10 protein-coding genes are annotated in these 13,141 nt (G+C 44.6%); all 10 read left to right on the top strand.

Annotation, left to right across the window (positions count from 1 at the left end; translation table 11 throughout):
* Window positions 1–93: 93 nt before the first annotated feature.
* The 10 genes from secA to lysS all read left to right on the top strand — a co-directional run bounded on the left by secA (window position 94) and on the right by lysS (window position 13,083).
* Window positions 94–2,868, top strand: coding sequence for a preprotein translocase subunit SecA (gene secA / locus ACVS9P_RS00920; RefSeq protein WP_452103779.1), 2,775 nt, complete (start codon window positions 94–96; stop codon window positions 2,866–2,868).
* 225 nt (window positions 2,869–3,093) lie between these two features.
* On the top strand, window positions 3,094–5,160 hold the full coding sequence (locus ACVS9P_RS00925) for an elongation factor G (protein ID WP_452103780.1): 2,067 nt from the start codon (window positions 3,094–3,096) through the stop codon (window positions 5,158–5,160).
* A 147-nt stretch (window positions 5,161–5,307) separates the two neighbouring features.
* The gene (locus ACVS9P_RS00930) at window positions 5,308–5,763 is read left to right on the top strand and encodes a DUF4830 domain-containing protein (RefSeq protein ID WP_452103781.1); all 456 of its coding nucleotides are present in this window, start codon (window positions 5,308–5,310) and stop codon (window positions 5,761–5,763) included.
* A 68-nt stretch (window positions 5,764–5,831) separates the two neighbouring features.
* On the top strand, window positions 5,832–6,551 hold the full coding sequence (locus ACVS9P_RS00935) for a pseudouridine synthase (protein ID WP_452103782.1): 720 nt from the start codon (window positions 5,832–5,834) through the stop codon (window positions 6,549–6,551).
* A gap of 210 nt (window positions 6,552–6,761) precedes the next feature.
* Window positions 6,762–7,847 (top strand): PucR family transcriptional regulator, encoded by a 1,086-nt coding sequence (locus tag ACVS9P_RS00940; protein WP_452103783.1) that lies wholly within the window; start codon window positions 6,762–6,764, stop codon window positions 7,845–7,847.
* Window positions 7,848–8,037: 190 nt separating this feature from the next.
* Complete coding sequence (gene ftsE / locus ACVS9P_RS00945; RefSeq protein ID WP_452103784.1) at window positions 8,038–8,718, top strand: cell division ATP-binding protein FtsE; 681 nt, start codon at window positions 8,038–8,040, stop codon at window positions 8,716–8,718.
* Complete coding sequence (ftsX, locus tag ACVS9P_RS00950; RefSeq protein WP_452103785.1) at window positions 8,715–9,623, top strand: permease-like cell division protein FtsX; 909 nt, start codon at window positions 8,715–8,717, stop codon at window positions 9,621–9,623. The genes ftsE and ftsX overlap by 4 nt, the downstream gene beginning before the upstream one ends.
* Complete coding sequence (locus ACVS9P_RS00955) at window positions 9,613–10,794, top strand: murein hydrolase activator EnvC family protein (RefSeq protein ID WP_452103786.1); 1,182 nt, start codon at window positions 9,613–9,615, stop codon at window positions 10,792–10,794. The genes ftsX and ACVS9P_RS00955 overlap by 11 nt, the downstream gene beginning before the upstream one ends.
* Window positions 10,795–10,993: 199 nt before the next feature.
* Entirely contained in the window at window positions 10,994–11,479 is a 486-nt protein-coding gene (gene greA, locus ACVS9P_RS00960) for a transcription elongation factor GreA (protein ID WP_452103787.1), read from the top strand.
* 104 nt (window positions 11,480–11,583) lie between these two features.
* Window positions 11,584–13,083 carry a lysine--tRNA ligase gene (lysS, locus tag ACVS9P_RS00965; RefSeq protein ID WP_452103788.1) on the top strand — a complete coding sequence of 500 codons (1,500 nt, stop codon included), beginning with the start codon at window positions 11,584–11,586 and terminating at the stop codon, window positions 13,081–13,083.
* The last annotated feature ends 58 nt before the right edge of the window (window positions 13,084–13,141 follow it).

The following is a 13,141-nucleotide window of genomic DNA, read 5'->3' on the forward strand; positions in this document are numbered from 1 at the left end:
ATATAATCACTTTCGTATACTGAAATACAGGAAACTTTTAATAGAAACAAACCGGGAGTGGAAATTTCTCCTTGGTATGAGGTGGAAAACATTATGGCCAATATCCTGAAAGCACTTTTTGGAAATTACAGCAAACGAGAGCTCAAACGGGTACAACCTATTTGCGATGCTGTGATGAAACTGGAAGAAAAATATGCAGCCCTTTCGACGCAGGATCTTCAGGCGCAGACGGGCATTTTAAAACAGAGACTTAGAAACGGCGAAACACTGGATCAGATCCTTCCCGATGCTTTTGCGGTTTGCCGAGAAGCCAGCTGGCGGGTACTGGGAATGAAACATTTTCCAGTACAGATTGTCGGCGGCATTATCCTGCATCAAGGACGTATCGCCGAGATGAAGACCGGTGAAGGTAAAACATTAGTGGCAACGCTTCCGGCTTATTTGAATGCACTTTCCGGAGAAGGAGTCCATATCGTTACGGTCAACGATTATCTGGCCCGCCGCGACAGTGAATGGATGGGAAAGGTCTATCGTTTTTTGGGCCTTTCTGTAGGACTGATCGTTCACGATAAAGAAGGCGCACAACGAAAAGCTGCTTATGAAGCCGACATCACCTATGGAACCAACAATGAATTTGGATTTGATTATCTGCGGGACAACATGGTCCTTTATAAAGAAAATAAAGTGCAGCGCGGCCATCATTATGCAATCGTCGATGAGGTGGACTCTATCCTGATTGATGAGGCCAGAACGCCGCTGATTATTTCTGGTCAGGGAGATGAATCTACCCAGCTTTATACGATCGCAGACCACTTTGCTCAGACACTGAAAATGACAAAGGTAGCAGAGGTCGATAATAAGGAAGATAACGACGAAATTTATAAAGATGCCGATTTTGTGGTGGATGAAAAGGCAAAAACGGCTACATTAACTCCTTCGGGCGTTAAAAAAGCAGAAGTGTTTTTCCATCTGGATAATCTGACCGATGCCAATAATATTACGATTCAGCACCATATTAATCAGGCAATCAAGGCCCGCGGTGTGATGCAGCGCGATATCGATTATGTGGTAAAAGACGGAGAAGTTATTATCGTCGATGAATTTACCGGGCGTCTGATGTATGGCCGCCGCTATAATGAGGGATTGCATCAGGCAATTGAGGCAAAGGAAAACGTAAAGGTTGCCCGCGAGAGCAAAACACTGGCAACGATTACGTTCCAGAATTTCTTCCGTTTATATGATAAGCTTTCCGGCATGACCGGTACCGCCATGACGGAGGAAGATGAGTTCCGCGAAATTTACAAATTGGATGTTATTGAGATTCCTACCAATAAGCCCATGGTCCGTGAGGATTTAGCCGATGTCATTTATAAGACAGAACGTGCAAAATTCGATGCGGTGATTGAAGATATTATCGAGCATCATAAGCAAGGGCAGCCGGTATTGGTCGGCACGATTTCGATTGATAAATCCGAAAAACTTTCGGCGCTGCTTAAAAAACAAGGAATTCCACACGAAGTTTTGAATGCAAAGTATCATGAAAAAGAAGCTGAGATCGTTGCGCAGGCAGGCCATAAAGATGCAGTGACAATCGCCACCAATATGGCTGGTCGTGGTACGGATATCGTACTGGGCGGCAACAGCGAATTTATGGCAAAAACCGAGATGCGCAAAGAAGGATTCTCCGAAGAAGTGATCGAAGAAGCCAATGCTTATGGAGATACAGAGGATCCGGAAATTCTCAATGCGCGTAAGGTCTTCCGTGAACTGGAAGAAAAATATAAGGAAAAAACCCAGGCGGAAGCGAAAGAAGTACGCGCAGTCGGCGGCCTTTATATTATCGGAACAGAGCGCCACGAATCCCGCCGGATCGATAACCAGCTGCGCGGTCGGTCAGGACGTCAGGGCGACCCTGGTATGAGCCGGTTCTATATCTCGCTGGAAGACGATCTGATGAGACTCTTCGGCGGAGACCGAATCACTGCACTGATGGAAAAGCTCAATGTGGACGAGGATACCCCGATCGAAAATAAAATGCTCACGAATACGATCGAGTCTGCCCAGCGTAAAATTGAAGGCAGAAACTTCGGAATCCGGAAAGACGTTCTGCAGTACGATGACGTTCTTTCCCGTCAGCGTGAAATTATTTACAGTCAGCGCGATAAAGTGCTGGAGGGCGAGAGTGTTCACGAGCAGGTCATGCAGATGATTCGTCAGGCAATCGAAGCAAAGGTAAAACAGTATCTGCCGATGGATGAAAACGATCTTGACGATCCCCGTTCCGGCTGGAATTTGATGGGACTCAAAGAACACTATTACCGCTGGCTTCTTGGGGACGATGATCTCAATGATACCGCCGAAGAACAATCCCAGAAACAACCGCAGGATTATGTAGATTTCCTTTATCAGAAAGCCGAAGAAGTCTGTAATAATAGGGAAGCTCAATTCGGAGAGAAGATCTGCAGGGAACTCGAACGCGTAATTCTGCTGAAGAATGTTGATGCGCAGTGGATGGATCATCTGGATGCGATGGAGGAACTGCAGCGCGGAATCCGGCTGAGAGCTTATGGCCAGCGGGACCCAGTGGTGGAATACCGCATGGAAGGCTTCGATATGTTTGATGCCATGATTGCGACAATCCGTGAAAATACCGCGCGCATGATGCTGACAGTTCGGCTCCAGACTCGCACGGAGCCTAAGAGAGAACAGGTCGCCCAGCCGACAGCTGCAAAAGGAGCTCCTGACGGGAGCGAAGAAAAAAGTCCAACGGTCAAGGGCAAGAAAATCGGACGCAACGATCCGTGTCCCTGCGGCAGCGGATTAAAATGGAAAAAATGTACTTGTGAAAAGTATCATCCAAAAGCATAAAAAATAAAATGAAAAGAGAGTTTGTGGTTCTGCCGCAGACTCTCTTTTCATTATTATAAATATAGAAAATTAAAAAATGACGTCAAATTTATTCGTAAAAATTGAAATCCTTTTCGAAAAGGGTTGTATTTTTCGTAAATATACGCTATAATCTCATTGAAAATTAGATAAATATTAGGTAATTTGATGTCGTTTTTTGCAAATGACCGAAGGGATGCGAGCGATTTGAAACAATACCATGCAAAAGAAATTTTGAATTTGGCCATCGCCGGACACAGCGGTTCCGGAAAAACCAGCATCGCAGAGGCAATGCTCAAACTTTCCGGTGCAACCGATCGCTTGGGAAAAATCAGCGACGGAAACACGGTCTGCGATTATGATCCGGAAGAGATTCGTCGGAAGACGAGCGTTTCCGCAAGTATTGCGCCGCTGGAGTGGAAAAACCGCAAAATTAATTTGATTGATGCACCAGGGCTTCTTGATTTTGCCGGTGCCGCCACAGAAGCGTTTCGCGCAGCAGACAGCGTGCTGATTACCATCAGTGGGAAAAGTGGAGCCGCAGTCGGAACTGAAAAAGCAGTGGAAGCGGCGGATGAGGGCGGGCTTTCCAAAGTGTTTTTCGTAAACGGGCTGTGCGACGAGAGCGCACGGTTCTACCGGGTTTTTGAAGATTTAAAAGCGCGTTTTGGTCCAAGCGTCTGTCCCCTTGTGGTGCCTTACATAGTAGATGGAAAAGCAAATATTTACGTTAATGTTTTAGAGTATAAAGCTTATGATTATTCCAAAGGCGCGCCGGTAGAAGTAAAAATGCCGGATATGGGAGAGCGTTTGGAAGGTTTGCGTACTGCTATCTATGAAGCAGTCGCTGAAACCAGTGACGAGATGTTTGATAAATATTTTTCCGGAGAAGCTTTCACGCCGGAAGAAGTCATTGTTGGTGTTTCTAAAGGCGTCAAATCCGGTGCAATTATCCCGGTGTTCTGCGGGGATGCACTTTTGATGCGCGGCATGGAACAGTTTTTAAATGGACTTGTATGGCTTTTGCCAACGGCTGCCGACAAAGCAGGAGAGATTGCCGCAGATTTAGATGGGAATCCCGTGGAACTGGCCGTCAATGAAGATGCAGCGGCGGTGGCATTGTGCTTTAAGACCATTGCTGATCCTTTTGTTGGAAAAGTATCTTTTCTCAAAGTGATTTCCGGAAAAGTCGCAACCGAAGATCAGCTCTTTGATATGCGTACAGGGGCAACGGAGAGAATCGGAAAAGTTGTCAAGATGTGTGGAAAAAAGCAGGAAGAGATGAAAGTGATTCCTGCAGGAGATATTGGAGCGGTATTGAAGCTCTCTGGCGTTTCTACCGGGGATACGCTTTGCGCGCCGAGCAGAAAAGTTACATTGGATGGGATTCGTTATCCCAGATCTACTCTGCAAATGGCAATTCTCCCAAAGACGAAGGGGGACGAAGACAAAGTCGCACAGGGAATCTTTAAGCTAATGGAAGAAGATCCTACGATTTTGTTCGAAAACAATCCGGAAACCCATCAGATGGTAATCAGCGGTTTGGGCGAACAGCACCTGAATTTGGTCGTTTCGCGGCTGAAGAACCGTTATGGTGTGGAAACAATTTTACAGACGCCGAAAGTGGCTTATCGTGAAAAGATCCGGAAGAAGGTACAGGTGCAGGGACGCCATAAAAAGCAGACCGGAGGCCATGGGCAATTCGGTGATGTATGGATTGAGTTTGAACCCTGTGACAGCGAGGGACTGGAGTTTGCTGAACGCGTGGTCGGAGGAAGCGTTCCAAAAGGATTTTTCCCGGCAGTGGAAAAAGGGCTGCGAGAATGTATCCAGAAAGGTCCGCTGGCGGGGTATCCTGTGGTAGGATTGCGCGCAACCTTATATGATGGCTCCTATCATCCGGTAGACAGCTCCGAGATGGCCTTTAAAATGGCAGCAGCCGTTGCTTATAGAAATGGAATGCCGCAGGCAGACCCCGTTTTGCTGGAACCGATCGGACATTTAAAGGCAGCAGTGCCGGATACAAACATGGGCGACATTATGGGCGAAATCAATAAGCGCCGCGGTCGCGTTTTGGGCATGGAACCTGCAGAAGGTGGGAGTCAAACGATTGATGCGGAAGTCCCGGTGGCAGAGATGAGCGACTTTTCTACTTATGTGCGTCAGGTGACACAAGGGCGCGGTACGTTTCAGTTTGAATTTGAACGCTATGAGGAGTGTCCGCCTCAGATTGCACAGAAGGTCATTGATGAAAGCAAACAAGAAGAAGCATAATCTTTGGTGGAATTAGAGAGAAAAAAGGGACTTTCCGCGATATAATCCGGGAAGCCCCTTTTTGTCGAAAAATTTGCCGCTGTGTTCTTTCCGTGTTCTGTTTTTAAAAGAGATCTCATAAACTTGTTCTGACAGGGGGAGATTTTTATGCGTATGATTTCAGTGCGGTTTTCTAAGAAAAAAGGGCTGCTTTTTCTGGCCATCCTGCTTTTAGCAGTGGGACTGATCTTTGTAATGGCTTTTTTAGACGGCGCGTGGAAAAATCCCGGTGGAAAAAATGAGCAGCGGATCAGCTTTTTACGCAGCTGTGGCTGGGAGGTAGAACCGGAGCCTGTTGAAACATGTGAAATCCAAATACCGGGAACATTTTCGCAGGTTTATAAAAATTATGCACAACTTAATGAAAAGGCAGGGTTCCATTTGGAAGCAGTTGCGGGAAAAAAATGTATGCAGTACGTTTATAAAGTGAAAAATTATGATGGGCGAAATGATGTTTATGCTAATCTTTTGGTTTGCGAAGGCAGAATTTGCGGAGGGGATCTTTCTACAGCAGCATTAAATGGATTTATGGTTCCGCTGCGGATACTGGCGGAAAAAAATTAAAAATGGTATACTAATATAATAGATTAAGAAAGGAAGCCTGAAAAGAGAATCTTTTCAGCAGGAACAAAGTGGAACGGATTGATAAAATTTTATCGTCTTGTGGGACGATGAGCCGGAAAGAGGCTGGGCTGGCAGTTCGAAAAGCGAGGGTCATGGTCAATGGCAATCTTGTTCGTTCTGCCTCAGAAAAAATGAATCCCGATACAGATCAGATCATGCTGGATGGGGTCCCTTTCCTTTATCATAAGGTGCTTTGGCTGATGCTGAATAAGCCTGCCGGGGTCCTTTCGGCGGCACGAGATCCAAAACAGAGAACGGTGCTTGATCTAGTGCCGGAAGAACTGCGTCGGAAAGGCCTTTTTCCAGCCGGTAGATTGGACAAGGATACGACGGGCTTGTTGATTTTAACAAATGATGGAGAGGCGGCACATCATATGCTGGCTCCTAAGAGCCATGTGACGAAAAGGTACCGCGCTCGTCTGGATGCTCCGCTTCCTTCGGATGCAGAGGAACGCTTTGCAAAAGGAATTGCGCTGAGTGATTTCACGACGCTTCCGAGTAAGCTGAAAATTTTGGAAGAGAGAAGCCAGCCACTCTGTGAGGTTGAAATTCATGAGGGAAAATTCCATCAGATCAAACGAATGTTTTTGGCCCTTGGCTGCACAGTCATTGAACTAAATCGTATTGAGATTGGAAGTTTAGAATTGGATCCTGTGCTGAAGTTAGGCGAATGCCGACAAATGACAGAGGAGGAAGTCAAATTGGTTTTTCGGGAACCAAAGGGATAAAAAGCTTGGAGAAATGGAAAAATAATTTTAAAATGGATATTTATAGAATTCTGTTCGCTAAAAATATCGGCAAAAATCATAAAAAAAAAAATTTTTTTCGTCAAAATGGTTGATATTAAACCGAAAGATATGTAAAATATACTTAGCTTATTCTATTTTGAACTTATTTTTTGTTTAAACTTCTAAATATGAAAAGAGAGGATCAAAACTATGTCAAACAGATTGTTTCAAGGCGTGATCCATCAGATGCGTGACGCCATCGACCGGCCAGTTGGTGTGATTGATGAAACATCTACTGTAATTGCTTGTAGCGAGCTTGGAAAAATTGGGGAGAAGAGCGGCAATATTTCTCCGGAAATGATGGCCTCTCAGGAACCTTTTGTGGCAAATGGTTATACGTATTGCCCATTTGGTGGCCTTCCCCGTGCAGAATATGCCATTTTTGTTCTTGGAAATGACCAGGAGGCCGCGCACTATGCAGCCCTTTTGGCAGTTTCGCTCAACAGCATCAAGCAATACTATGATGAAAAATATGACCGCGGTAATTTTATCAAGAATATTATTCTCGATAATATTCTGCCCGGCGATATTTATCTGAAAGCCCGGGAGCTGCATTTTAATGCAGATGTTACTCGCGTTTGCATGCTGATTAAAATTGTTGCAAATACCGATGTAGCAGTCTTTGATGTGGTTCAGAACCTTTTCCCGGACAAGTCAAAAGATTTTGTTGTCAACATTAATGAAGACGATATTGCGATTGTCAAAGAGATTCAACCCGGAATCGATGCAAAAGATTTGGAAAAATTGGCCAGTTCCATTGTCGATACGCTTTCGGGAGAATTTTATGTACACTGTGTAGTTGGTATCGGCACACCGGTAGAAAGCCTGAAGGATCTTGCGCGTTCCTTTAAAGAAGCACAGGTCGCTTTGGAAGTTGGAAAAGTTTTTGATACAGAACGCAGTATCGTCAGCTACGATAACCTTGGAATTGCTCGTCTGATCTATCAGCTGCCAACGACACTCTGTGAAATGTTCCTGAAAGAAGTCTTCAAAAAGGGTGGGATCGACAGCCTTGATCATGAAACGCTCTTTACGATTCAAAGATTTTTTGAAAACAACCTGAATGTCTCAGAAACAAGCCGCAAACTTTTTGTTCATCGAAATACCCTTGTTTACCGCTTGGAAAAAATCAAGAAGATCACCGGGCTTGATCTGCGTGAATTTGAAGATGCCATTGTGTTTAAAGTGGCTTTGATGGTTAAAAAATATCTTTCCAGCAATCCAACAAAATTTTGATTGAATCAAAAAAGACGGTAACTATTTCCTTTTTCGCAAAGGTGACAAATAGTTTAAAATAGTTACAAAATAATTGCAATTTATTTCTTATTCAGAATTATAAAATTGAGGCTTGTTGGTATGATGATAACATGTCAGCAAGTCTCAATTTGTTTGTTGACATTGATTTTTGGAAATGGAGCGTGTTTTTGTGATAGAATTCGACCATGTAAGCAAAACCTATCCAAACGGCACTCATGCGTTATATGATGTCAGCCTGAATATTGAGAAAGGGGAATTCGTTTTTATCGTTGGTGCTTCCGGCGCAGGCAAAAGTACCTTTCTTAAGCTGATTACGGCAGAGGAACGTGCGGAAAAAGGACAGATTTTTGTAAACGATATTGATGTGACCCATATCAAGCGCAGAAAGGTACCTTATTTGCGCAGGACCTTGGGAACGGTCTTTCAGGACTTTCGCCTGATCCCGTCGATGTCCGTCTATGATAATGTGGCGTTTGCCATGCATATCGTCGGCATGCCGACAACATCCATCAAAAAGCGTGTGCCGTATATTCTAGGGCTTGTCGATTTGCAGGATAAAGCAAAGTGCCTGCCGGCAGAGCTTTCCGGCGGCGAGCAGCAGCGTGTGGGTCTAGCAAGAGCATTGGTCAATAATCCTTCGCTGATTATTGCCGACGAACCGACTGGAAATATTGATCCGGCACTTTCTTTTGAGATCGTTGACCTTCTCAGCGAGATCAATCTGCGCGGAACAACTATTTTGATGGTTACCCATGAACATAGTCTGGTAAAACACTTTCAGAAGCGTATTGTGGAAATTAATGATGGCCGCATCGTGGCCGATACCAAGCAACTGGAGGTGGGACAATGAAGCTGGGATATTTAATTAAGGAAGGCTTTAAAAATGTCCTGACCAAACACCGGACGATGAGCCTCGCTTCGATTGGCGTTCTGACTTGCTGTATTTTGATGACGGGTGCTGCGGTATTATTCAGTATGAATATGAACGCGGCGATGAGCACCGTAGAAGGAAATAACTCGATTAAAGTTTTTGTTAAACGAGATGTTTCTTCCCTGGACGCTATTAAGATCGGCGAACAGATCAAACAGATGGATAATATTGATACCTGCGAATACATATCAAGAGAAGATGGCCTAAAGGAAATTCAGAACATGGTTGGCGCAGAAAATTCCAGCCTGCTTAACGGCCTTTCTGATGATACCAGCTGGCTGCCGGATTCTTTTCGGATTTCGATGAAAGATCTTTCACAGTATCAGGATACTGCAAATCAGATCTTAAGCATCCAGGGCGTTGAAAAGATTACGGATTATACTGCCCTTGCGGACAAGCTGACCAGAATGGATAAAATTGTCACAAACGTCGGTTTGGCAGTCGTAATCATCCTAAGTGTCGTTTCTCTATTTATTATTGCGAATACGATTCGTGTTACGATGTATTCCAGACGTCTGGAAATTAGTATTATGAAATCGGTGGGCGCTACCAATGGGTTTATCCGAATTCCGTTTGTTGTAGAAGGAATTATTCTCGGAATTGTTTCAGGTGGACTCGCGGTTGCACTGCTTTATCTGCTTTATCAGAAGATGGTGAGCTTGATTGCAAACCTCGCCGCTTTTCAGGCGATTAATATCCACCCATACCTGCCCTGGATGATTCTTATTTTTATGGGCATTGGCGCTTTGTTTGGAACTTTAGGAAGTATGATCTCGATGGGAAGATACCTCAAAAAAGAGGGGGGTTCCATCGTTGGCTGGTAAACATTTTTGGCAGCGTGCCGCTGCCGCAGTAATAACCGCTGCTCTCATAGTAGTGCCTGCTGCGACCACAGCTTTTGCCGAGAATAGTAATTTGGATACACTCCGACAGCAGCAGAGTGATTATCAGAACCAGCAAAAAGAAAATCAAACGAAAATTGATCAGCTGAAATCAGATCAAACTCAGAAAGAAGCCTATAAAGCTGCTTTGCAGGATCAGGTTTCTAATTTACAGCATCAAATTGATACTTATAATCAGCAGATCGGGGATCTTGATCAGAATATTGTTGCAAAACAGGATGAGATCGAATCTAAACAAAAAGAAATCGATTCCGGTTTTGCACTGCTGAAAGAGCGTCTGCGCGCGCTCTATATTTCAGGAGAAGCAAGTAGTTTGGAAATCTTGCTTTCGTCTAAAAGTCTTACCGACTTGGCAGATAAAACGGAAGCGATCAAGATGGTGTCGGATCACGATAAACAGCTGATCGACAGCCTAAAAAGTCGTTTAACAGAGATTGAAGCGCAGAAAACAGAAATCGAGCAAAACCGACAGGAAGTTTCCGATGCAAAGGATGCACTGGACCAGAAGCGGACAGAACTCGACGACGTGATGGAAGAGACCCAGCAGGTCATTAATGGACTTGCCGGCTCTGCCGAAGCTTTGGAAGAAGAAAACAAGGAAATTGCGCAACAGGAAGCTGCTACCGCAGAGCAGATTGACTCTTGGTATGCTAATTATTATTCGCAGAAGCAATCTTCTTCAGATGTCGTTGTGAGCCCTTCCGGCGGCGGACAGTTTGTTTGGCCGGTTCCGTATACCACGAATGTCACTTCTGGATTTGGCCCTCGTTGGGGAACAAACCATAAAGGAATTGATATTTCTTCCGGCGGCGTTTATGGACAACCGATTGTAGCTTCTGCTTCCGGGACTGTTATTGTTGCAGATTCCGGCGGCTGGGGCGGTGGCTACGGAACTTGGGTTTCCATTGACCATGGGAATGGATTTTCTACCGTTTATGGCCATATGTCAGGTCTTTGTGTCAGCGTTGGACAGACTGTTCAGCAGGGCCAGGTGATCGGTTATGTCGGGAGTACCGGAGATAGTACCGGCCCTCATTGCCATTTTGAAGTGCGCGTAAACGGCGTTGCACAGGATCCGCTTAACTATGTTTAACTGAATTTGCTTTTAATCGGCTCGGCGTTTTTCGGGCCGATTTTTTTATGGAAATAAAATTTTTAATAGTGTCGATTTTTAAAAGTCTGTTGCTTCTATGACAAAATACGGTTGACAGAAAGCAATTACGACCCTATAATACTAACTGTATATCGAAAAAATCAGGCGAGCATTCGCCTATGAATTAAGGGATGATACCATGATAAAACAAACTGTCTTGACACAGGAAGGCCTCGATAAATTGGAAAAAGAGCTGGAACAGCTCAAAGGGGTCAAGAGAAAAGAAGTTGCTGAAAAAATTAAGGTAGCACTGAGCTTTGGCGATCTTTCTGAAAACAGCGAATACGACGAAGCTAAAAATGAGCAGGCTATTATGGAAGCTAGGATTGCCGACCTCGAAGTAACGCTGAAAAATGTAAAAGTCATCGACGAATCCGAATTGAGTAATGGTTTGGTTCATGTTGGCTCAAAAGTTCAAGTTTCTGTAAAAGATGAAAAAACTCAAAAAGTGCGGGAAATGAATCTTAAAATTGTTGGCAGTAATGAAACAGACCCGGTACAAGGATTTATCAGCGATGAATCTGCCGTTGGAAAAGCGCTGTTGGGACACGCGGTCAATGATGTTATGCAGATCGAAGTGCCTGCTGGAATAAAGGAATATACCATTCTTTCTATTTCCAAATAACACCGTCTTTTTAAGGGTGGGGTGGTTTCATCCCGCCCTCTCTTTTTGAATTTTGACAATTGAGCGAATAATTCACCGATGATAAATAAAAGGTAGGGAAAAATATGAGTGAAAAGAATCAGGAACAGCAGCCGGAACAGAATTTGGGAGAATTGCTGCAGATTCGCCGCGATAAGCTAACCGCTTTGCGCGAAGCAGGCAAAGATCCCTTTAAAATCACAAAATGTGATCAAGATAGTTTTGCGTCAGAAATTCATGAGCATTTTGAAGATTATGAGAATAAAGACGTCTGTATTGCCGGTAGAATGATGAGCCGCCGTAATATGGGAAAGGCTAGCTTTATTGATCTTTGCGATAAAACAGGCCGAATTCAGGCTTACGTTAGAATTAACGACGTCGGAGAAGAAAGCTATTCCGATTTTAAAAATTACTGGGATTTGGGCGATATTATTTGCCTGAAAGGGTTTGTCTTTAAGACTCGCCGCGGAGAAATCAGCGTCCATGCAAAAGAAATTCAGCTGCTTTCAAAATCCCTACTTCCGCTGCCGGAAAAATTTCACGGATTGAAAGATACCGATTTGCGCTATCGTCAGCGCTATCTGGATCTGATCGTTAATCCGGAGGTCAAAGAGACTTTTGTGATGCGCAGCCATATTATTACAGCAATTCGTGCTTTTATGGACAGCCATGACTTTTTGGAAGTGGAGACTCCAGTTCTGCATACAATTGCAGGCGGTGCAGCAGCAAGGCCGTTTATTACACACCATAATACGCTCGATATCGACCTTTATTTGCGCATCGCTTTGGAGCTGCACCTCAAGCGTCTGATTGTCGGTGGCTTTGACCGCGTTTATGAGATCGGGCGCGTGTTCCGCAATGAGGGCATGGATACCCGCCACAATCCGGAATTTACGCTGATGGAATTTTATCAGGCTTATACGGATTATCACGGCATGATGGATTTGATCGAGGATTTGATTCGTACCGTTTCCACAAAAGTAAAAGGTTCCTCTAAAATTACTTATGACGGGGTGGAACTCGACTTTGGCAGCCCGTTTTGCCGCATGACGATGGTAGAGGCAGTCAAAAAGTATTCCGGCGTTGACTTTAATGAGATCAAGACGCTGGAAGAAGCGCGTGCTGTTGCAAAAGAACACAATCTTGCATATGAGGAACGCCATAAAAAGGGTGATATTCTAAATTTGTTCTTCGACGAGTACTGCGAAGAAAAATTGATTCAGCCAACTTTTATTACAGAACATCCGGTAGAGATTTCGCCGCTTGCAAAGCGCAAAGAGGATGATCCTAACTATACGCAGCGCTTTGAACTTTTCGTCATGGGACGTGAACTTGCCAACGCATTTTCTGAATTAAATGACCCGATCGATCAGCGCAAGCGCTTTGAGGCACAGGCTGCCCAGAAGGCTGCCGGAGATGATGAGGCCTGCGATGTTGACGAGGATTTTCTCACAGCTTTGGAATATGGGATGCCGCCTACCGGAGGCTTGGGGATCGGCATTGATCGTCTGGTCATGCTCCTTACCGATCAGCCTTCTATTCGCGATGTGCTGTTGTTCCCGACCATGAAGCCTTTGGATAACTAAAGGCTATGAACCTCTATAACCTGGTACAATTCGATTTGTACTTTAAAAACCCGCTGAG

It is taken from the genome of Caproicibacterium sp. NSD3, assembly GCF_053613275.1.